The following is a 22,293-nucleotide window of genomic DNA, read 5'->3' as shown; positions in this document are numbered from 1 at the left end:
ATGCAACGAGGGATAGTCTGGATCGTAGATGACGATAGCTCCATCCGTTGGGTGCTTGAACGCGCACTCACTGGAGCCGGCTTAAGCTGCGCCACCTTCGACAATGGCAATGCCGTGTTAGCTGCATTGGCTACGCAAACTCCCGACGTATTGCTATCTGATATCCGCATGCCGGGTATGGATGGCCTAGCACTGCTAAAGCAGATAAAACAACGCCATCCGATGCTTCCGGTCATCATAATGACGGCGCATTCGGATCTGGATGCGGCGGTGAGTGCCTATCAGCAAGGTGCTTTCGATTACCTGCCAAAACCTTTTGATATTGATGAAGCCGTGGCGCTGGTAGAGCGCGCCATCAGCCATTATCAGGAACAGCAGCAACCCGCACGCAGCCAACCCGCCAGCGATCCTGTCGCGGATATCATTGGCGAAGCCCCGGCAATGCAGGATGTTTTCCGTATTATTGGCCGTCTGTCGCGCTCCTCTATCAGCGTGCTGATAAACGGGGAGTCGGGAACCGGTAAAGAACTGGTCGCACATGCATTGCACCGCCACAGCCCACGGGCCAAATCCCCCTTTATCGCACTGAATATGGCCGCCATCCCTAAGGATCTGATCGAATCCGAACTGTTTGGTCACGAGAAAGGAGCCTTTACTGGCGCCAACCAGATCCGTCAGGGCCGTTTTGAGCAGGCCGATGGCGGTACGCTGTTCCTGGATGAAATCGGTGACATGCCGTTAGATGTGCAAACCCGTTTGTTGCGCGTGCTGGCTGACGGCCAATTCTACCGGGTAGGAGGTTATGCGCCGGTAAAAGTGGATGTGCGCATCATCGCCGCCACTCACCAGAACCTGGAGTTGCGCGTGCAGGAGGGTAAATTCCGTGAGGATTTATTCCACCGCCTGAACGTGATCCGCGTTCACCTGCCGCCATTACGTGAGCGCCGTGAAGATATCCCGCGTCTGGCGCGCTACTTCCTGCAGGTGGCAGCAAAAGAGCTGGGTGTGGAAGCCAAGAATCTGCATCCGGAAACAGAAACAGCCCTCACCCGCTTGCCCTGGCCTGGCAACGTGCGTCAGTTGGAAAACACCTGCCGCTGGTTAACCGTGATGGCGGCCGGGCAGGAAGTCTTGATCCAGGATCTGCCGGGCGAACTGTTTGAAACAACCACACCGGAGTCCAGCAGCCAAGGCCTGCCGGACAGCTGGGCGACCCTATTGGCACAATGGGCCGATCGCGCACTGCGTTCCGGTCATCAAAACCTGTTGTCTGAAGCACAGCCAGAAATGGAGCGTACCCTGCTCACGACCGCGCTAAGGCATACCCAAGGACACAAGCAGGAAGCCGCGCGTTTATTGGGATGGGGCAGAAATACCTTAACACGTAAGCTGAAAGAATTAGGGATGGAGTGATTTAGTGCGCTGATTATTAAAAATACAATGGAGCGCACAAAAAATAGACGAATTGAGACTTTACAGGGTTACCGGCGGCAGTATGATCGAGTCGCAAACATGGGAGGTTACGATGCTGGACTCACTCATCGTCTTTATTAGTCAAGGTGCAGACGTCGGCTCTGCGATCAGCCACACGCCGCAGGCAGCCGTTGCTGCTGTGTTGTGCGTTGCACTGATCAATTTCTTCAGTTAAAACCACAGCTGCCAATGCGGCTGTGGTTTTATAAATCAAATCACGCGTGAGAACTGTTGGGCGCGAGCCTGTTTACGCAGATAGATATCGAAACACATACAAATATTACGGATCAGCAAGCGCCCACGTGGTGTTACGCGAATGCTATGTTCATCACGTTCCACCAGCCCGTCACGCTCAAACGGTGCCAACAACTCCAGATCCGAAGCAAAGTACTCCGCAAACGTGATCCCATACTGCTGCTCGACGGGTTGATAATCCAATTGAAAATTGCAAATCAGTGTCTTGATGACGTCACGGCGCAGGCAATCGTCTTCCGTCATTGCCAAGCCACGCCACAGCGCATTACCCTGCTCTTCGATACTCGAGTAGTACACCTTCAGCTCTTTCTGGTTCTGCGCATAACTGTCGCCAAGCATACTGATGGCGGAAACCCCCAGCCCCAGCAGATCGCTGTCCCCTTGCGTGGTGTAACCCTGGAAGTTGCGGTGCAACCTGCCTTCGCGCTGAGCGATGGCAAGTTCATCGTTGGGCCGAGCAAAGTGATCCATACCGATAAACTGGTAGCCGGATCCCGTCAGTGAAGCGATAGTTTGCTGCAAAATATCGAGTTTCTGTTGGGCGCTAGGCAAGTCGGCATCTTTGATTTTGCGTTGAGCGGCGAACAAACTCGGCAAGTGTGCGTAGTTGAAAACGCTCAGACGATCCGGGTTAAGCTCGGCGACTCGTTGCAGCGTGAAGGCGAAACTCTCAGGCGTCTGCTTGGGCAGGCCATAAATCAGATCAATATTGGTCGAGTTGAACCCCAGCGCTTTTGCACGGGCGATCAGGGCAAAAATAAACTCCTCATCCTGCTCGCGGTTAACCAGGCGCTGCACTTCCTTATTGAAGTCCTGCACGCCCATGCTGAGGCGATTAAAGCCTTCTGCACGCAAGTGATCCAGCACATCCAGCTCGATTTCCCGTGGGTCGACTTCAATCGACATTTCCACCTCGGGCTGAAAATCGAAGTGCTGGCGCAGCATGGCCACCAGCCTGCTGATTTGTTGTTTATCAAGGTAGGTCGGTGTACCACCGCCCCAATGCATCTGGCTGACCTTACGCCCAGCAAACAGCGGTGCACGAGCGACAATCTCTCGCTCTAACAGGGTCAGGTATTCGTCCGCCTTGTGCGTCTGGCGCGTCACCAACTTGTTGCAACCGCAGAAATAGCAGAGCTTGTGGCAGAAAGGAATATGGACATACAGCGAAAGCGGGCGCTCAGGATAACGTGCCGCGGCACGTTGGAACGCGGCTTCGTCATAGCTCTGGCTAAACTCCAGTGCTGTGGGGTATGAGGTGTAACGCGGGCCTGAATAGTTATATTTTTGGATCAGGGCCAAATCCCAGACAATGCTCTGTTCTGACATGCTTACTCACTCCTTCCGATATTTTTTCCTACCGGGCCGGGAAATGGGCAGTTGTCTACGCTGTCTGGCCGCGGAAGCGCCGCGAAAACGCGCTTTGCGCTTCGACAGCCGCCATAGTTTACCGAATAACCACAGCAGATAACATGTCAACAGTAAGGCTATTACTGGGATCAGCCACATAACCGGTTAAAATACTTCTTTTGGGTTACCGCCTTTCAGCAGTTTCAGGATGTCTTCTTTCTTCTCTTCTTCTTCTTCGTCGTCTTCATCACCCAATTCGATACCTAACTGCTCCATCAGGGCATCGATACGATCCAGGGTTTGATCGACGTAAGCCTGATCTTCAGCATTAAGGGTTGCACCCTCATCCAGGCGATCGAGCAATGCATCCAGACGCTCATCGTTTTCCAGCTTGGTCAATTCTTCTTCTGGGGACAGGCGCGGCTTTTCTGCAACCTTAGGTTTCGGCTGTGATTTTACCTGCGCTTTAGCTTCGACCAACAGTGCAACCGGCACTTTACTGCCGATACGTGGATCCTTGGGTTGCGCCCCAGTTTTATTTTTCTGGTTTGTGGCATCGACCTGGGTACGGGAACCGGAAGCAAGACCACGGCGTTTTTTAAGACGCTTGCGCTCACGAGCTTCCTGATCGAGCTCCACACGACTTTTCTTTTACTTTTTGACGTCGCCGCGCTGTTGCGTGGGGCGCGAGGTGCTTTTGATGGCTGGTTCATAGCTTATGCTCTTAGGTATGTAAGTTCAGTATAGAGTTGCTATACGATTGCGGCGGAATCTAGCAGAAAGCAGACAAAGAAAAAAGGCGGCAGGTTAAACCTGCCGCCTATTTCGCACCTTCAGTCGAAGGATATTCTTGCTTCGCGCTCCATGCGCACACTCAACATCCCGGTCTTTCCATCTGCAATAACCGCATTCCCTGCAACTACGTCTTTCATCCTGAAAGGAAAATCGTCCTTGGCGCAATCCATATACATCCACTCTTCCTGAGTGCGCTTCCCGCGTGCATCCAAATTGCCGTTACTTCACCATCCGTAAGCTATTTATACGCTCCGATATAAATAGTCTCAAATCCCTCTGACATCATCCTGGTACTCATCACACATCCTGTGTGTTCCCTGAGATTTTTCACCCTTCCTGGATGTTCCTGATTCCTTCGCGTCCTGCGTTGCAACCTACTTTACGCTTTTATGGGTTGCACTCAAGGTACCTACAGTTGGCTTACGGCAATATCTTTAATATCGAAAATTCAACTTATTGTTTTATAAAGAAAACAATAATATCGGCTTTCGAATAAAGCGACATTACCCTCAGTTCGAATGGTCAATGTCTCACACGGCAGGTGCCGGTTTGCCACAAAAACTTTGTGGGCAAACGCTTAAAAACGGAGAAACACACCCTTTTATCGCTGATGCAGTTATAATCGCCAACCAGATAGCCATCCTCGCGGAGACGAAAGATTTTGACCAGCAAGAATTACAATTATCACGTGACCCACTTCGTCACCAGTGCGCCCGATATTCGCCACCTTCCGGGGGATGAAGGTATTGAAGTTGCGTTCGCCGGTCGTTCCAACGCCGGTAAATCCAGCGCACTAAATACCCTGACCAATCAGAAAAGCCTGGCGCGTACCAGTAAAACGCCTGGCCGTACTCAGCTAATCAACCTGTTTGAAGTAGAAGAAGGTATTCGCCTGGTCGACCTGCCAGGTTATGGCTATGCCGAAGTGCCGGAAGAGATGAAGCGTAAATGGCAGCGGGCGCTGGGTGAATACCTGCAGATGCGTAACTGCCTGAAAGGCCTGGTGGTGCTGATGGATATCCGCCATCCGCTGAAAGACCTCGATCAGCAAATGATCCAGTGGGCCGTAGACGTCGGCACCCCGGTGCTGGTTCTACTGACCAAAGCCGATAAGCTGGCCTCTGGCGCGCGCAAGGCACAGCTTAATCTGGTGCGTGAAGCCGTGCTGCCGTTTATGGGTGATATTCAGGTAGAAGCTTTCTCATCACCAAAAAAGATCGGTGTCGACAAACTCAGCCAGAAACTGAACACCTGGTTTAACGAAATCCCACCGGAAGTACTGCCAGAAGACGACATCGGCGGGGAATGATTCCCCCTGATGTAAAAAGAGCCGATGCAGAGACATCGGTTTTTTTACGTCTGTCCTACGCTGCGCTGTGTTTTCTGTTATCTAATTACAGTTTTGAAAGGAAACGACCAGAGAACACCGATGAAAGTCGGGGGCTTAACTGAAAGGTGGATGTTGCAACTATTGACATCGCGCAGGAAAACCAGGCTTCGATAAGAGAATGCGTTGGTTTCAGGGTGCTTTTACCATAAAAAACGCCCCAGTCAATACTGACTGGGGCGGCTAAATATTCAGCCAAATCCGATTACGTGAAGTAAAAGGTCTGAAAGATAGAACATCTTACCTCTGTACCCTACGCCGCTAACTCTACATCATTTTTTCGGGCTGCAAAAGAATTTTTTGTAGTTTACTTACATACTTTAGGCAGTAAGAACGGCTATTTTGCGGAAATAGTGGCCGATGCATGTTGCTCAATTACCAAAAGTAGATGACGGTTAGTGAGCCTCATCCCAGTTCTTGCCTACCCCAATATCCACCTTAAGTGGCACCGCCAGTTGCATGCTGCTTTCCATCAGCTCGTGAATGCGCAGGCTGGCAGCCTCAATAGCCGACTCATGGATTTCAAACACCAGTTCATCGTGTACCTGCATAATCATGCGCACCAGAGGCTTCTCTTGCCCTTGCAGCCAAGCATCCACCTCTATCATCGCACGCTTGATGATATCCGCGGCAGTGCCCTGCATAGGCGCGTTAATCGCCGCTCTTTCGGCTGCTTTGCGACGCATGCCATTACTGGAGCGGACATCTGGCAGGTACAGCCGGCGACCATCCAGGGTACTGACATAGCCCTGCTCGGCAGCCTGTTGCCGGGTTCGCTCCATATATTCCAGCACACCAGGGTAGCGCTCGAAGTAAAGATCCATATAGCGCTGTGCTTCACCACGCGGGATCCCCAACTGACGCGCCAGGCCAAATGCACTCATACCGTAGATCAGACCAAAGTTAATCGCCTTGGCGCTACGACGCTGTTCGTGGGTAACTTTGTCCAATGCCAGACCAAATACTTCTGCTGCCGTTGCACGGTGAATATCTTTACCTTCCGCGAAAGCCTTGAGTAAACCTACATCCTGTGACAGATGGGCCATGATACGCAACTCAATCTGGGAGTAGTCCGCGGCGACAATGCGATAACCTTCCGGAGCAATAAACGCCTGCCGAATACGACGGCCTTCATCGTTACGCACCGGGATATTCTGAAGGTTTGGATCGCTGGATGACAGACGACCCGTTGCTGTTACGGCCTGATGATAAGAAGTATGTACCCGACCGCTGACCGGGTTGATCATCAGCGGCAGCTTGTCGGTATAGGTGGTTTTCAGTTTTGCCAACCCGCGGTATTCCAGGATCACCTTGGGTAATGGGTAATCCAGGGCCAGCTCGGCCAGGACTTCTTCATTGGTTGAAGGAGCGCCACCAGGGGTTTTTTTCAGTATTGGCAGCTTTTGTTTTTCATACAAAATGGCCTGCAGCTGTTTGGTTGAGGCCAGATTAAACGGCTCTTCTGCCAGTTCGTGCGCCTGCACCTCAAGTTCCGCCAGGCGTTTGGTCAGCTCTTTGGAGTGTGCAGCCAGAATATTGGGATCGATCAGAACCCCGGTTCGTTCGATATGGGAGAGCACCGGCAACAATGGCATTTCAATCTCATTGAATACCGTCAGCAGGCTCTGGCTTTCTTTCAGCTGCGGCCACATGGCCAAATGCAGCTGTAGTGTAACGTCCGCATCTTCCGCCGCATAAGGAGCAGCCTGCTCAAGAGCAATCTGGTTAAAGGTCAGCTGTTTTTTGCCTTTGCCAGCAATCTCTTCAAAGGTAATGGTTTTATGACCAAGATAACGATCGGCCAGGCTATCCATATCATGGCGGCCACTGACGCTGTCCAGCACGTAGGATTCGAGCATGGTGTCGTAGGCAATACCGCGCAGGTTGATGTCATAACGTGCCAGCAGGCTCTTATCGAACTTCAGGTTCTGGCCCACCTTCAGCGCTTTTTCATCTTCCAGCAGCGGTTTCAGGGTGGCTAGCACCTGGTTACGATCTAACTGTGGTGGCGCATCCAGATAATCGTGCGCCACTGGCAGATAGGCAGCAACACCCGGTTCGATGGCGAAGGACAAGCCAATCAAATTGGCTGTGAGGGTATCCAGACCATCGGTTTCGGTGTCGAAGGCGAAAACTTCAGCTTTTTTCAAGCGTTGCATCCAATCTGCCAAAGCCTCCTCATCCAGGATTGTCACGTAACCTTCCTGCGATAAAGTAGCTTCTGATGCGGCTCTTGGTGCCTGCGGTTCAACGGCTGTCGGTTTTGCAGCAGAGCTGGCCTTACGGACTGCACCTTTGCTTTCTAGCCAGGTACCCGCTTCAACATCGGCCATCCAGCGTTTAAATTCATAGCGTTTAAACAATGCCTGCAGTTGGTCGATATCCGGTGAGCTGACTGCCAGTTCACTGCAGCTTAAATCCAGCTCAACGTCGGTTTTAATCGTGGCCAGTTTGTAAGAGAGGTAGGCCACCTCTTTATTCTGCTCCAACTTGGCTGCCATGGTCTTGGCACCACGGAAGCTTAACGTCGCAATGCTTTCAAGATTTGCATAGAGCGCATCCAGGCCGCCCAACCCTTGCAACAACGCCTGAGCGGTTTTCTCACCAACGCCCGGCACACCTGGAATGTTATCCGATGAATCGCCCATCAACGCCAGGAAGTCGATAATCAACTCTGGGGGAATGCCATATTTATCGCAAACTTCCTCGGGACCCAGAATGGTGTTGTTCATGGTATTGATCAAAGTGATATTAGGCGTTACCAACTGCGCCATATCTTTATCACCCGTGCTGATCAATACGGCATGGCCCGCTTTTTCTGCCTCTTGCGCCAACGTACCGATAACGTCATCGGCCTCTACGCCCGGCGTCACCAAGAGCGGCAGCCCCATGGCTTTTACCATCTGGTGCAGTGGCTCGATCTGCATACGCAGATCGTCCGGCATCGGTGGCCGGTGAGATTTATATTCGGCAAACAGGTCATCGCGGAAGGTTTTCCCTTTTGCATCAAACACCACCGCAACATGGCTGGGAGTATACTGCAGCAGCAGGCTGCGCAGCATGTTCAGCACACCGTACATCGCTCCGGTCGGCTCACCGGACGAGTTGGTCAGCGGTGGGAAGGCATGGTAGGCGCGGTAAAGGTAAGAGGAACCATCCACCAGGATTAATGGGTTTTCTGCAATCTGGGCCATAGCGTTTCTTTTTTGAAAGGGACTGGGGTAAGCATGCCATAGCTAGCCGCTGGTGACGAATCTTAGCGTGCATTACGACTAAATTAGATCTGATTATGCGAAGCGATCTACAAGATCCTGCCTGTGGATAACTTTGTGCATAGATTAGATACCGAATTATAACAATAGAAAAGTTGTTATAGCGGATAAGAAATTTTCTATTTGAATCAATCCGTTAATAAAGGCTATTTTCTTGCGGGGTATTTATTGGCCGTCAGATAATTTGTGGATATAACTGGCACCCAATTTTAGTAGCACAAATAATCAAATTTAGAGCCTCAATTAACATAGCACAGGATTAAAAACTTGCACGAAAACACTCCGGGGAACTATTTGTGCCCGGTTAAAAAACGCTTACTTTTAACTGCGTTAACTTTCCCATGATTCTGTTAAAATATTTTTTTGTTCATACGCTGTAATGTATGTAACGATGTTCTCATCAACCTTCAGCGCTTAACTCATGCCAAAATTGTTAGCCCCTGTTATTTTTATCTTTTCTGCGCTGCTTGCCATTGTTGTGACGGTACTGTGCTCTATCCCCATTGTACTGGCCGGTATCATTAAGCTGCTCATCCCGGTGCCTGCCGTTTGGCGGAACATTTCTGCTTTTGCCGATTTAATGATGAGATGCTGGTGCCAATGTCTGGCAATACTTTTAAGAATTAACCAAGGTTTACAATGGGATATTGTTGGGTTGGAAGGGCTGGAAAAAAGAAGTGGTATCTGCTGATCGGTAATCATGGAAGCTGGGCAGATATTGTGGTGCTCTGCGTATTATTCCGCAACTATATACCCATGAATAAGTACTTCCTCAAGCAACAGTTGGCGTGGATACCTTTCGTTGGTCTGGCTTGCTGGGCGCTTGATATGCCTTTTATGAAGCGTTACTCCCGAACCTATTTACTCAAGCATCCGGAAAAACGGGGCCAGGATATCGAAACCACCCGACGCTCTTGCGAGAAGTTCCGCATGCGTCCGACGACTATCGTCAATTTCGTCGAGGGCTCTCGTTTTACTGAAGCCAAGAAAATTAAAACCCGCTCCCCGTACCGCAATTTACTTGCACCCAAAGCGGCGGGGATCGCCTTTACGCTCAGTGCGCTCGGCCAGCAATTTGATAAAGTCCTGAACGTTACTCTGCTTTACCCGGATAACCACGAGCACCCTTTTATGGATATGCTGTGTGGGCGATTGAAACGTATTGTTGTCAGGATTGAATGTCTGCCTATAGATAAAACCCTGCACGGAGACTACTTCAATGACAAACGTTTTAAGCGTAAATTCCAGCTTTGGTTGAATACGTTATGGCAGGAAAAAGATCGTCTGCTTGATAAGCTCAAGCGCCAGTACAGCTAAAAAAACGCCGGGCATCAACCCGGCGTTACGATATAACCAGATTACTTTTTCTCGCTCAGGAACTTAACCACGTCAGCAAATTGCTTCACGTAACCGTCCATTGAGCTGGTATCCAGGCCTTCGTTTCTAACCATGTATTTGCCGTTAACAAACACGGCTGGAACACCGCGCAACTGCAAATCTTCAGCCGCTTTCTCTTGTTGAACCACCAGAGATTTCACCACGAAGCTATTTAACGCTGAATCATAGTCTTCTGCGGGTACGCCAGCTTTGATAAATACATTGCGAATATCATCCGGAGTTTGCACCGTCTGAGTCTTCTGAATCGCTTCAAACATTGGTTGAGTAATTTTGTCTTCCACACCCAAAGCCATTGCAACCGCCCACGCCTGAGTCAACTGTTTGCCCAATGGGCCCAGGAACTCTACGTGATACTTGGTCATCTTGGTCCCTTCAGGCAGCGCTTTCTTCACTGCATCAGAGATATGATAAACCTCTTCAAACTGATAGCAGTGCGGGCAGTAGAAAGAGAAAAACTCCAGCACCTGTGGTTCACCCGTCACCGGTTTGTCCAAAGTGACGTATTGTGTACCGTCGCTATATTGTGCAGCAGAGACACTGAATGCCATCACCATGCCAGCAAGTGCCAACCAGATTTTCTTCATAAGACTAAACTCTCCATTGTGTTAAAGCTTCAATACATTGGCATTAGCTGCAGAGGAGGTTCCTGCAACAGCTTAACCTGTTCAGTAAATGCAGCAGTCTGTGATAACCAAAAATCAGACTCCGCCATCCACGGAAAACTTTTTGGAAACGCAGGATCTTGCCATCGCCGCGCTACCCATGCCAGGTAATACACCATACGCATGGCCCGCAATGGTTCAATCAGCGCCAGTTCACGCTGATCGAATTCAGCAAATTCACCGTAGGCTTCCAACAAGATATCCAACTGCATAAGTTGGTCACGGCGTTCACCGTGCAGCAACATCCACAAATCCTGTATCGCAGGCCCGTTACGTGCATCATCCAGATCGACAAACAGTGGCCCATCGCGCCACAATATGTTGCCCGGATGACAATCACCATGCAAACGCAGTGGCTGCCAATCCACTTGCCAAAGCGGCTTGATTGCCGCAATCAGCGTATCTGTGGCACGCAAAAAAGCATCGCGCTGTGCTTTGGGAACTAAATTACAGTTTTCCAGAACCTGTCGTGGTGTCGTGAGGTATTCCTCCACGCCAATCGTGGGGCGCTGTACAAACAAACTCTCACTGCCCACCTGATGGATACGGCCAAGAAAACGCCCAACCCACTCCAGTTGCTCGAGATTATCTATCTCATACTGACGGCCGCCAACGCTCGGAAATACGGTAAAAAGAATCCTGCGTGGGTGTGCAGAGTATTTCCCTGCAACACCAGTGGCGCAACCGCCGGAATTTCGTTTTTTGATAAATCGAGAGCAAACTGATGCTCTTCACCGATTTGTTCTGCATTCCAACGTTCTGGCCGATAAAACTTCACCACATATCGCTTACGATCTTCATCCATAAACTGGTAAACGCGGTTTTCATAGCTATTTAACGCCGTAAGCCCTGAATCAACACGCAGACCTATCCCTTCCAATGCATCCATAATCAGATCGGGAGAAAGGGTGTCGAAATTAAATGCTGAGTTGTTCATAACAACCGCTCAGTTAGCCAGGTGACAACAACGTGCCAGGAATGAGAATAGTAGCACCGATCATCATCACTGGATGACTACACCACATGAATACTAATCTTTTATCACCCCACGGGCACGCAGCAACGCCGTTTTGAAGTCTTCTTCATAGTCTTTCTTCAAACCCGGGATCTGCTCAGTGCCAGCACTGCCACGCATTTTAAGATGATAGATCAAAATGTCATCGCTCAGATCGGCTAACTCACCCTGAAAACCCGCTTCCTGCGCCAGCTTTTGCAAAAACTGCATCAGATTTAGATCCGGATCCTGTTGCCAGGCTGGGTGCAGCAACTCAATCAGCTCGTTTACACGATGCGTTTTCATACCAATATCATCCAGTAAATTGAATAAGCCCACAAAGTAGCAGGCTTGTTCACACAGTGAAAGAACCTGCGTGTCAATAAAGGTAAATCCTGATGTCTAGAGAGCTTTAGCGCTACAATCTGGGCATTGGCAATAAGGCAGGATAATGATTATGCATGCACAAATAACCGGGGTTATTCTGGCCGGTGGGCGCTCTACCCGCATGGGGGAGAAGATAAGGGATTAGTTCAGCTAGGTGATAAAACCTTGTATCAATATGCACTAGCCCGATTAACGCCACAGGTTAGCCAGATTATCATCAGTGCTAACCGCAACCTGCAATGCTATCAAGAGAGCGGTTTACCCGTATTCAGCGATATGACTGCGGGTTTCCCGGGTCCTTTGGCCGGCATATTGGCAGGACTAACTCATGCCAGTACAGAATGGATAGTCTGTATCCCTTGCGACGTGCCGGGTTTCCCACTCAACCTGGTCGAACAACTATGGAAGCAGAAGGGTAACGCTCTGGCTGCCTATGCCAGTGATGGCGAACGGGCGCATCCAACATTTGCGCTATTGCATACCAGCCTGGCAACAGACTTAGCCAACTACTTGGCACAGGGCGAGCGCAAGCTGATGCTGTTCATGGCGGCAGTAAATGCACAGCAGGTAGTGTTCAGCGGCCAACAAGAGGCATTTCGTAATTTGAATACACCAGAGGATTGCCACCAATGGCTGCTGGAAAGGGGAAGCAACAATGACCAGCCGATTGCCACCGTTACTGGCCATCGCTGCCTACAGCGGTACCGGTAAAACCACTCTGCTTAAGCAGCTGATCCCAAGGCTAAAACAACACCAGGTGCGAGTTGGCCTGATCAAACATACCCACCATGATATGGACGTAGACACGCCCGGTAAGGACAGTTATGAACTGCGTAAGGCTGGTGCAGACCAGACACTGGTCGCGAGCGATAATCGTTGGGCATTAATGACCGAAACACCAGAGCAACAGCCCTTGGATCTCCAGTATCTGGCTAGCCGATTCGATCATGACAAGGTGGATTTGATCCTGGTAGAAGGGTTTAAACATGAGCAGATCAGTAAAATCGTGCTCTATCGTGAGGAGGTGGGCAAACCTCTCGCAGATATGCTGGATCAATATGTGATTGCAATAGCCAGTGACAGGAAGGTTGAAGGTAGCGCACCACTATTAGATATAAACCAACCCGAAATGATAGCGTTATTTATTACTCAGTGGCTGGCACGGCGAAAAGCGTAGGCTTACATTGGCCCTTTCCCATACCGTTAACCTGCTGGGCTACCCGGCAGGTTTATTGATTGATAACTCACTTATCTGCCGCCTTCCCCTTATATTCTGACAAAGATAAACTGACCAGAACGGTATTTGGCACAAAACAAAAAGCCCTACGTTTTCACGTAGGGCTTTTTGTTTTATTTGATGCCTGGCAGTGTCCTACTCTCGCATGGGGAGACCCCACACTACCATCGGCGCTACGGCGTTTCACTTCTGAGTTCGGCATGGGGTCAGGTGGGACCACCGCGCTATTGCCGCCAGGCAAATTCTGTTTCATCAACCCGCATCACTTTCGTCATGCCAGCCAATCCAATCTCGGAACTTCGCTGAAAATCAATCTCGTCTCTCTAAAACACCTTCGGTGTTGTAAGGTTAAGCCTCACGGTTCATTAGTACTGGTTAGCTCAATGCATCGCTGCACTTACACACCCAGCCTATCAACGTCTTAGTCTTAAACGTTCCTTCAGGGACCTTAAAGGCCCAGGGAAGACTCATCTCGAGGCAAGTTTCGCGCTTAGATGCTTTCAGCGCTTATCTTTTCCGCACGTAGCTACCGGGCAGTGCCATTGGCATGACAACCCGAACACCAGGGGTGCGTTCACTCCGGTCCTCTCGTACTAGGAGCAACCCCTCTCAATCTTCCAACGCCCACGGCAGATAGGGACCGAACTGTCTCACGACGTTCTAAACCCAGCTCGCGTACCACTTTAAATGGCGAACAGCCATACCCTTGGGACCTACTTCAGCCCCAGGATGTGATGAGCCGACATCGAGGTGCCAAACACCGCCGTCGATATGAACTCTTGGGCGGTATCAGCCTGTTATCCCCGGAGTACCTTTTATCCGTTGAGCGATGGCCCTTCCATTCAGAACCACCGGATCACTAAGACCTACTTTCGTACCTGCTCGAGCCGTCACTCTCGCAGTCAAGCTAGCTTATGCCTTTGCACTAACCTCACGATGTCCGACCGTGATTAGCTAACCTTCGTGCTCCTCCGTTACTCTTTGGGAGGAGACCGCCCCAGTCAAACTACCCACCAGACACTGTCCTCACCCCAGATTATGGGGCCGAGTTAGAACATCAAACATTAAAGGGTGGTATTTCAAGGTTGGCTCCATGCAGACTGGCGTCCACACTTCAAAGCCTCCCACCTATCCTACACATCAAGGCTCAATGTTCAGTGTCAAGCTATAGTAAAGGTTCACGGGGTCTTTCCGTCTTGCCGCGGGTACACTGCATCTTCACAGCGAGTTCAATTTCACTGAGTCTCGGGTGGAGACAGCCTGGCCATCATTACGCCATTCGTGCAGGTCGGAACTTACCCGACAAGGAATTTCGCTACCTTAGGACCGTTATAGTTACGGCCGCCGTTTACTGGGGCTTCGATCAAGAGCTTCGCCTTGCGGCTGACCCCATCAATTAACCTTCCAGCACCGGGCAGGCGTCACACCGTATACGTCCACTTTCGTGTTTGCACAGTGCTGTGTTTTTATTAAACAGTTGCAGCCAGCTGGTATCTGCGACTGGCTTCAGCTCCAGGAGTCAATCCTTTCACCTACGCGCCAGCGTGCCTTCTCCCGAAGTTACGGCACCATTTTGCCTAGTTCCTTCACCCGAGTTCTCTCAAGCGCCTGAGTATTCTCTACCTGACCACCTGTGTCGGTTTGGGGTACGATTCAATGTTACCTGATGCTTAGAGGCTTTTCCTGGAAGCTTGGCATCAACTACTTCTGCACCGTAGTGCATCGTCATCACGCCTCAGGGTTGATAGCGTTCCGGATTTACCAGGAACACCCCCTACACGCTTAAACCGGGACAACCGTCGCCCGGCTAGCCTAGCCTTCTCCGTCCCCCTTCGCAGTAACACCGAGTACGGGAATATTAACCCGTTTCCCATCGACTACGCCTTTCGGCCTCGCCTTAGGGGTCGACTCACCCTGCCCCGATTAACGTTGGACAGGAACCCTTGGTCTTCCGGCGAGCGGGTTTTTCACCCGCTTTATCGTTACTTATGTCAGCATTCGCACTTCTGATACCTCCAGCAGACCTCACAGTCCACCTTCAACGGCTTACAGAACGCTCCCCTACCCAACAACGCCTAAGCGTTGCTGCCGCAGCTTCGGTGCATGGTTTAGCCCCGTTACATCTTCCGCGCAGGCCGACTCGACCAGTGAGCTATTACGCTTTCTTTAAATGATGGCTGCTTCTAAGCCAACATCCTGGCTGTCTATGCCTTCCCACATCGTTTCCCACTTAACCATGACTTTGGGACCTTAGCTGGCGGTCTGGGTTGTTTCCCTCTTCACGACGGACGTTAGCACCCGCCGTGTGTCTCCCGTGATAACATTCTTCGGTATTCGGAGTTTGCATCGGTTTGGTAAGCCGGGATGGCCCCCTAGCCGAAACAGTGCTCTACCCCCGAAGATGAGTTCACGAGGCGCTACCTAAATAGCTTTCGGGGAGAACCAGCTATCTCCCGGTTTGATTGGCCTTTCACCCCCAGCCACAAGTCATCCGCTAATTTTTCAACATTAGTCGGTTCGGTCCTCCAGTTAGTGTTACCCAACCTTCAACCTGCCCATGGCTAGATCACCGGGTTTCGGGTCTATACCTTGCAACTATTCGCCCAGTTAAGACTCGGTTTCCCTACGGCTCCCCTATACGGTTAACCTTGCTACAAAATATAAGTCGCTGACCCATTATACAAAAGGTACGCAGTCACCCAACAAAGTGGGCTCCCACTGCTTGTACGTACACGGTTTCAGGTTCTATTTCACTCCCCTCGCCGGGGTTCTTTTCGCCTTTCCCTCACGGTACTGGTTCACTATCGGTCAGTCAGGAGTATTTAGCCTTGGAGGATGGTCCCCCCATATTCAGACAGGATGTCACGTGTCCCGCCCTACTCATCGAACTCACACCTTGTGCATTTTAGTGTACGGGGCTATCACCCTTTGCTGCGCGACTTTCCAGACGCTTCCACTAACACACAAACTGATTCAGGTTCTGGGCTCCTCCCCGTTCGCTCGCCGCTACTGGGGGAATCTCGGTTGATTTCTTTTCCTCGGGGTACTTAGATGTTTCAGTTCCCCCGGTTCGCCTCGTATGGCTATGTATTCACCATACGATAGTGCAACGGATTGCACTGGGTTTCCCCATTCGGGTATTGCCGGTTGTAACGCTTCATATCAGCTTACCGACACTTTTCGCAGATTAGCACGCCCTTCATCGCCTCTGACTGCCTAGGCATCCACCGTGTACGCTTAGTCACTTAACCTCACAACCCGAAGGTGTCTTTTCTTTATTGGTGTGGCTGCGAACACACTCTGCTGCGTTGTTCCGTGCGCGCAATCCTCATGGACCTTAAGTCCACTGCGGTTGCTGTGCGCGGTACGCCTTGCCGAGTATCTTCTCGCTCACACTGCAACAAGGAAGATGACCTTCGTATTGCAATTATTTGAGAGACTCTATGACAGGTTACTCCTTACCCCAATAGTTCTACGGAGGGATAAGTTTCAGCTGTCATGTTTCAATTTTCAGCTTGTTCCAGATTGTTAAAGAGCAATATCTTAAACACGACTCGTGAGAGTCATCTTTAAGATTTTTGGGTTATAAATAACCGGTGATAATGTCTTTCACTCATTATCGGATGGCGTCCCCAAGGGGATTCGAACCCCTGTTACAGCCGTGAAAGGGCAGTGTCCTAGGCCTCTAGACGATGGGGACACGAAAATCCGATCAGACATTATGTCCTAATCGGTTCGTATCAGCATGAGTCAGGGACTCATTACATCAACAGGTAGCGCTTTGCTCGTTACTTTTTCATCAGACAATCTGTGTGGACACTGCACTCAACCAATATCTTTAGGTAAGGAGGTGATCCAACCGCAGGTTCCCCTACGGTTACCTTGTTACGACTTCACCCCAGTCATGAATCACAAAGTGGTAAGCGCCCTCCCGAAGGTTAAGCTACCTACTTCTTTTGCAACCCACTCCCATGGTGTGACGGGCGGTGTGTACAAGGCCCGGGAACGTATTCACCGTAGCATTCTGATCTACGATTACTAGCGATTCCGACTTCACGGAGTCGAGTTGCAGACTCCGATCCGGACTACGACATACTTTATGAGGTCCGCTTGCTCTCGCGAGTTCGCTTCTCTTTGTATATGCCATTGTAGCACGTGTGTAGCCCTACTCGTAAGGGCCATGATGACTTGACGTCATCCCCACCTTCCTCCGGTTTATCACCGGCAGTCTCCTTTGAGTTCCCACCATGACGTGCTGGCAACAAAGGATAAGGGTTGCGCTCGTTGCGGGACTTAACCCAACATTTCACAACACGAGCTGACGACAGCCATGCAGCACCTGTCTCACAGTTCCCGAAGGCACTAAGCTATCTCTAGCGAATTCTGTGGATGTCAAGAGTAGGTAAGGTTCTTCGCGTTGCATCGAATTAAACCACATGCTCCACCGCTTGTGCGGGCCCCCGTCAATTCATTTGAGTTTTAACCTTGCGGCCGTACTCCCCAGGCGGTCGACTTAACGCGTTAGCTCCGGAAGCCACGCCTCAAGGGCACAACCTCCAAGTCGACATCGTTTACAGCGTGGACTACCAGGGTATCTAATCCTGTTTGCTCCCCACGCTTTCGCACCTGAGCGTCAGTCTTTGTCCAGGGGGCCGCCTTCGCCACCGGTATTCCTCCAGATCTCTACGCATTTCACCGCTACACCTGGAATTCTACCCCCTCTACAAGACTCTAGCTTGCCAGTTTCAAATGCAGTTCCCAAGTTAAGCTCGGGGATTTCACATCTGACTTAACAAACCGCCTGCGTGCGCTTTACGCCCAGTAATTCCGATTAACGCTTGCACCCTCCGTATTACCGCGGCTGCTGGCACGGAGTTAGCCGGTGCTTCTTCTGCGAGTAACGTCAATGCCCAGCGCTATTAACACTGAACCCTTCCTCCTCGCTGAAAGTGCTTTACAACCCGAAGGCCTTCTTCACACACGCGGCATGGCTGCATCAGGCTTGCGCCCATTGTGCAATATTCCCCACTGCTGCCTCCCGTAGGAGTCTGGACCGTGTCTCAGTTCCAGTGTGGCTGGTCATCCTCTCAGACCAGCTAGGGATCGTCGCCTAGGTGAGCCATTACCCCACCTACTAGCTAATCCCATCTGGGCACATCCGATGGTGTGAGGCCCGAAGGTCCCCCACTTTGGTCCGAAGACGTTATGCGGTATTAGCTACCGTTTCCAGTAGTTATCCCCCTCCATCGGGCAGTTTCCCAGACATTACTCACCCGTCCGCCGCTCGTCACCCAGAGAGCAAGCTCTCCTGTGCTACCGCTCGACTTGCATGTGTTAGGCCTGCCGCCAGCGTTCAATCTGAGCCATGATCAAACTCTTCAATTAAAAGCTTGATTTGCTGCAACTCGTGCAGCGATGCTCGAAAATTAACTTTCGTAATAATTCATTCGCATGAATTACTGCTTGGTCACTCTTCAAGACTTGATATTTTTTTGCCACCGAGGTGGCTGGATATCGTCTTGTGAGTGCCCACACAGATTGTCTGATAAATTGTTAAAGAGCGTTGGTTACCGCCATCTTTCTCGGTAACGCGGGAGGTGCATATTACGCTTTCCCGCTGAAGAGTCAACCTTTTTCTCTTGCGAGAGGCGGTGTTTTCACCGGGTTGCTTCTTCCTGGCTGGGCGACATTCTTTGCTATCAAGGAGTCGTTGTTCCCGGTCAGTGGAGGCGCATTATAGGGAGTTCTGAGAACGCCGCAACCCCTAAATTCAAAAAACTTTTCAAGCGCGGGTTTTTTCGGCAAAACGCTGTCTTGTTCAGCGCTTTTGCCACTATTTCCAGAAAACAGAGGTAAAAGCTGGCGTTCCCTAGAGTAAAATGAGGGATAACAATGCAGTTAAAGGAAACCGCAGCCATGCAATTTAATGCTCAACAACAGGCCGCACAGCGTAATCTTTCTTATCTGCTAGCAGAAAAACTCGGCCAACAAATTCTGGCTGGCGAATATAAGGAAGGCAGCATTCTGCCCGGTGAGATGGAATTGGGGGAACAGCTCGGGGTCAGCCGTACCGCGGTACGCGAAGCGGTAAAAATGCTGGCGGCCAAAGGTATGCTTCTACCCCGCCCACGTATCGGCACTCGGGTAATGCCACAGAGCCAATGGAATTTCCTGGACCAGGATTTACTGACCTGGTGGATGACAAAAGATAACTTCGATCAGGTAATGCAGCATTTCCTGATCCTGCGAACGTCACTTGAACCCCAAGCCTGCTCGCTGGCCGCAGCCCATGCAACCCCACAACAGAAAGCGCAATTGACCAGTTTGATGGCAGAGATGCGGGCACTGCACGTCAATTTTGACCGCGAACGCTGGATTGAGGTCGATACCCAATATCACCAGTTAATCTATGAGGCCAGCGCCAATCCGTTTTTGACTTCGTTTGCCAACCTGTTCAGTTCGGTCTATCAAAACTATTTTCGGGCAATCACCGGTAATGAGGTGATAAAACTGCAGCCTCATCAGGCCATTGTGGATGCCGTGGTGGCAGGTGACAGCATGGCGGCGCTCACCGCGTGCCAAACTTTGTTGCAGGATAACGCGTAAACTCATTACTGCTTATATATAGAAGAAAGACAAGAGACAGTTAATCAGGAAGAATAATGACAAAATCTGCACGCAGCATGGCCGGGTTACCCTGGATCGCCGCGATGGCGTTCTTTATGCAGGCACTGGATGCCACCATCCTCAATACCGCCTTACCGGCGATAGCCCACAGCCTCGATCGCTCACCTTTAGCGATGCAGTCAGCAGTGATCAGCTATACCTTGACGGTGGCTATGTTGATCCCGGTCAGCGGCTGGCTGGCAGATCGCTTTGGAACCCGGCGGGTCTTTATTCTGGCCGTTTCTCTGTTTACTCTTGGTTCGCTGCTGTGCGCGCTGTCACCTACGTTGGGTTTCCTGGTAGCGTTCCGAATATTGCAGGGGGTTGGCGGGGCAATGATGATGCCGGTGGCACGTCTGGCACTGTTGCGTGCCTATCCGCGCAGCGAGCTGTTACCCGTATTGAATTTTGTCACTATGCCCGGCTTGGTGGGGCCAATAATGGGGCCACTGCTTGGCGGCTGGTTAGTCACCTATGCAACCTGGCATTGGATCTTCCTGATTAACATCCCGATCGGTTTACTTGGCATTATATACGCCCGTAAATACATGCCAGATTTCACTACGCCAAAACGTCCGTTTGATTTCACTGGTTTTATCTTGTTCGGCCTCAGCCTGGTGTTGGTGTCTACCGGTTTGGAGCTATTTGGTGAACAGGTATTGGCCAATTACATTTCGCTTGGGGTGCTACTCAGCGGCTTTGTGATGCTATTTGGTTATATCGCCCATGCACGCCGGCATACTCACCCGCTGATTGGATTAGATCTGTTTAAAACCCGCACTTTTTCCGTCGGCATTGCGGGTAACGTCGCCTCGCGGCTGGGTACCGGATGCGTTCCATTCCTGATGCCATTAATGCTGCAGGTGGGCTTTGGTTATTCGGCGATCGTTGCCGGTTTTATGATGGCGCCAACGGCTGTAGGTTCCCTGATGGCAAAATCCACCGTCACCCAGGTGTTACGTTGGTTTGGTTATCGTAAGACGCTGGTAGGTATCACTATCATCATCGGGATATTGATAACCCAGTTTTCACTGCAAAGCCCAGGTATGCCGCTATGGCTGATGATTTTGCCGCTGTTTATTCTGGGGATGGCAATGTCGACACAGTTTACTGCCATGAACACCATCAGCCTGGCTGATTTAAATGATGGCAATGCCAGTTCCGGTAATAGTGTTCTGGCCGTTACCCAGCAGCTTTCCATCAGTTTTGGCGTGGCAATCAGCGCAGCGGTATTGCGATTTTATGGGGCAATGGAGATCGGCACCATGATCGATCACTTCCACTACACCTTTATTACCATGGGGATAGTGACCGTGGCCTCTGCCTTGGTGTTTATGCTGTTAAAAAGGAAAGATGGTAATAACCTGATTACTGGCAAAGAGAAACAACGTAAAGCTGTGAAAACCACGAGTTAACGTTGGCCAACGGAGGCTCGCTCCACCAGCTCAGGTGTTAGAACCAGGATCTGGGCAGCACGCTCGGGATTTTGCAGGCGGTTGATTAACGCATCAATCGCCAGTTCCCCCAGCGAATCCTTAGGCTGATGGATGGTACTGAGCGGCGGTGCCAGATATTTAGCCAGTTCGATATCGTCATAACCCATAACCGCCATATCCTGTGGCACAGCCAGCCCTGCCTGATACAAAGCCTGATAAACACCAACCGCAACGGCGTCGTTCCCCGCAAACACCGCATGAGGGGGTTGCGCCAATGCCAGGAGTTGCTTCATGGCATTCACTCCCCCTTCAAACTCAAAGTCGCAATGCACTTCGTAACCCGGTGGAATCTCGAGACCTGCACGCTGCATGGCACGGCGATAGCCTTCCAAACGATGACGTGCAGTGGTTTTATCAGGCGGCCCGGCAATGCAGGCAATTTGGCGATAACCCCGGGCTATCAGATGATCGGTGGCCATTTCGCCCCCCAGCAACGAGTTATCCTGAATAATATCGTTGGCCCCGGCAAACGGCGACCAGTCCATCATCACGATGGGTAGAGAGGGATAACGACGCAGCGCATCCTGTGAAGGGCGATGATTCTCAGTACACATCACCAAAAGGCCATCAACACGCTTTTGCAGCAGCGTTTCCATACTGCGATTCATGCGCGCCTCGTCCTCTTCGGTATTACAAAGGATCAGGCTGTAACCCCGTTCATAGCAGCTACGTTCAACACCGCGCACCACTTCGGCATAAAACGGGTTATTGCTGGATGTCACCAGCATACCAATCGTACGCGTAGTATTAAGCTTCAAACTGCGGGCCAGCGCGGAAGGGGCATAGTTGAGTTGTTCTACGGCCACCATGACTTTGTCACGCACGCTATCGCTGACAAAACGATTGTTATTGATCACATGCGATACGGTTGAGGTAGACACTCCCGCCAGGCGGGCAACATCTTTCATGGTAGCCAAAAGT

General features: G+C 50.9%; 12 protein-coding genes, 1 tRNA gene, 3 rRNA genes and 4 pseudogenes. 8 read left to right on the top strand and 12 right to left on the bottom strand.

Annotation, left to right across the window (positions count from 1 at the left end; all coding sequences use genetic code 11):
• Both glnG and ACQ86O_RS05580 read left to right on the top strand, forming a co-directional pair.
• The gene (gene glnG / locus ACQ86O_RS05585; RefSeq protein WP_431224442.1) at positions 1-1,413 is read left to right on the top strand and encodes a nitrogen regulation protein NR(I); all 1,413 of its coding nucleotides are present in this window, start codon (positions 1-3) and stop codon (positions 1,411-1,413) included.
• A gap of 112 nt (positions 1,414-1,525) precedes the next feature.
• Positions 1,526-1,648, top strand: a complete 123-nt coding sequence (locus tag ACQ86O_RS05580) for a YshB family small membrane protein (RefSeq protein ID WP_431225657.1) — start codon at positions 1,526-1,528, stop codon at positions 1,646-1,648.
• Positions 1,649-1,683: 35 nt separating this feature from the next.
• Here ACQ86O_RS05580 and hemN read toward each other — a convergent pair whose 3' ends face one another.
• The 3 genes and pseudogenes from hemN to ACQ86O_RS05565 all read right to left on the bottom strand — a co-directional run bounded on the left by hemN (position 1,684) and on the right by ACQ86O_RS05565 (position 4,049).
• Positions 1,684-3,057: an oxygen-independent coproporphyrinogen III oxidase gene (hemN, locus tag ACQ86O_RS05575; protein ID WP_431224441.1), complete on the bottom strand. Its 1,374-nt coding sequence runs from the start codon at positions 3,055-3,057 to the stop codon at positions 1,684-1,686.
• Positions 3,058-3,243: 186 nt separating this feature from the next.
• Positions 3,244-3,791, bottom strand: a pseudogene (gene yihI / locus ACQ86O_RS05570) (Der GTPase-activating protein YihI).
• Between the two features lie 120 nt (positions 3,792-3,911).
• Positions 3,912-4,049 carry a hypothetical protein gene (locus ACQ86O_RS05565; RefSeq protein ID WP_431224440.1) on the bottom strand — a complete coding sequence of 46 codons (138 nt, stop codon included), beginning with the start codon at positions 4,047-4,049 and terminating at the stop codon, positions 3,912-3,914.
• A 485-nt stretch (positions 4,050-4,534) separates the two neighbouring features.
• Here ACQ86O_RS05565 and yihA point away from each other — a divergent pair, with 485 nt between their 5' ends.
• Positions 4,535-5,182 carry a ribosome biogenesis GTP-binding protein YihA/YsxC gene (gene yihA / locus ACQ86O_RS05560; RefSeq protein WP_431224439.1) on the top strand — a complete coding sequence of 216 codons (648 nt, stop codon included), beginning with the start codon at positions 4,535-4,537 and terminating at the stop codon, positions 5,180-5,182.
• Between the two features lie 473 nt (positions 5,183-5,655).
• Here yihA and polA read toward each other — a convergent pair whose 3' ends face one another.
• Positions 5,656-8,454 carry a DNA polymerase I gene (polA, locus tag ACQ86O_RS05555; protein WP_431224438.1) on the bottom strand — a complete coding sequence of 933 codons (2,799 nt, stop codon included), beginning with the start codon at positions 8,452-8,454 and terminating at the stop codon, positions 5,656-5,658.
• Positions 8,455-8,953: 499 nt separating this feature from the next.
• Between polA and ACQ86O_RS05550 the strand changes: the two are divergent.
• Positions 8,954-9,849 (top strand): annotated as a pseudogene (locus ACQ86O_RS05550) (acyltransferase).
• A 41-nt stretch (positions 9,850-9,890) separates the two neighbouring features.
• Here ACQ86O_RS05550 and dsbA read toward each other — a convergent pair.
• The 3 genes and pseudogenes from dsbA to ACQ86O_RS05535 form a co-directional block, all read right to left on the bottom strand.
• Positions 9,891-10,514 carry a thiol:disulfide interchange protein DsbA gene (gene dsbA / locus ACQ86O_RS05545; RefSeq protein ID WP_431224437.1) on the bottom strand — a complete coding sequence of 208 codons (624 nt, stop codon included), beginning with the start codon at positions 10,512-10,514 and terminating at the stop codon, positions 9,891-9,893.
• Positions 10,515-10,543: 29 nt separating this feature from the next.
• A pseudogene (locus ACQ86O_RS05540) lies at positions 10,544-11,529 on the bottom strand (serine/threonine protein kinase).
• A gap of 93 nt (positions 11,530-11,622) precedes the next feature.
• Positions 11,623-11,892 carry a YihD family protein gene (locus ACQ86O_RS05535; RefSeq protein WP_431224436.1) on the bottom strand — a complete coding sequence of 90 codons (270 nt, stop codon included), beginning with the start codon at positions 11,890-11,892 and terminating at the stop codon, positions 11,623-11,625.
• Positions 11,893-12,043: 151 nt separating this feature from the next.
• Here ACQ86O_RS05535 and mobA point away from each other — a divergent pair.
• Together mobA and mobB are read left to right on the top strand one after the other, a co-directional pair.
• Positions 12,044-12,684: pseudogene (mobA, locus tag ACQ86O_RS05530) on the top strand (molybdenum cofactor guanylyltransferase MobA).
• A complete protein-coding gene (mobB, locus tag ACQ86O_RS05525) occupies positions 12,629-13,150 on the top strand; it encodes a molybdopterin-guanine dinucleotide biosynthesis protein MobB (RefSeq protein WP_431224435.1) in 522 nt (173 codons plus the stop codon). Before mobA ends, mobB begins: the two are co-directional and overlap by 56 nt.
• A gap of 182 nt (positions 13,151-13,332) precedes the next feature.
• On the opposite strand, the gene rrf is transcribed toward mobB, so the two are convergent.
• From rrf to ACQ86O_RS05505, 4 genes are all read right to left on the bottom strand, one after another.
• Positions 13,333-13,448: ribosomal RNA gene (gene rrf, locus ACQ86O_RS05520) — 5S ribosomal RNA — on the bottom strand.
• A 106-nt stretch (positions 13,449-13,554) separates the two neighbouring features.
• A 23S ribosomal RNA gene (locus ACQ86O_RS05515) occupies positions 13,555-16,461 on the bottom strand.
• 373 nt (positions 16,462-16,834) lie between these two features.
• A tRNA-Glu gene (locus ACQ86O_RS05510) sits at positions 16,835-16,910 on the bottom strand.
• A 143-nt stretch (positions 16,911-17,053) separates the two neighbouring features.
• Positions 17,054-18,595, bottom strand: a 16S ribosomal RNA gene (locus ACQ86O_RS05505).
• The 16S, 23S and 5S rRNA genes sit together here with 1 tRNA gene alongside, the layout of an rRNA operon.
• Before the next feature lie 531 nt (positions 18,596-19,126).
• Between ACQ86O_RS05505 and ACQ86O_RS05500 the strand changes: the two genes are divergently transcribed.
• Positions 19,127-19,816 carry a FadR/GntR family transcriptional regulator gene (locus tag ACQ86O_RS05500; RefSeq protein WP_431224434.1) on the top strand — a complete coding sequence of 230 codons (690 nt, stop codon included), beginning with the start codon at positions 19,127-19,129 and terminating at the stop codon, positions 19,814-19,816.
• A gap of 56 nt (positions 19,817-19,872) precedes the next feature.
• Positions 19,873-21,291: a multidrug transporter subunit MdtD gene (mdtD, locus tag ACQ86O_RS05495; protein WP_431224433.1), complete on the top strand. Its 1,419-nt coding sequence runs from the start codon at positions 19,873-19,875 to the stop codon at positions 21,289-21,291.
• On the opposite strand, the gene rbsR is transcribed toward mdtD, so the two are convergent.
• A complete protein-coding gene (gene rbsR / locus ACQ86O_RS05490; RefSeq protein ID WP_431224432.1) occupies positions 21,288-22,289 on the bottom strand; it encodes a ribose operon transcriptional repressor RbsR in 1,002 nt (333 codons plus the stop codon). The two genes, mdtD and rbsR, sit on opposite strands and share 4 nt — an antisense overlap.
• Between the last annotated feature and the right edge of the window lie 4 nt (positions 22,290-22,293).

The sequence above is a fragment of the Serratia sp. L9 genome, assembly GCF_050632285.1.
Lineage (GTDB): Bacteria > Pseudomonadota > Gammaproteobacteria > Enterobacterales > Enterobacteriaceae > Chania.
The sequence above is the reverse complement of the archived record's forward strand: the minus strand, read 5'-3'. Positions and strand labels throughout refer to the sequence as shown.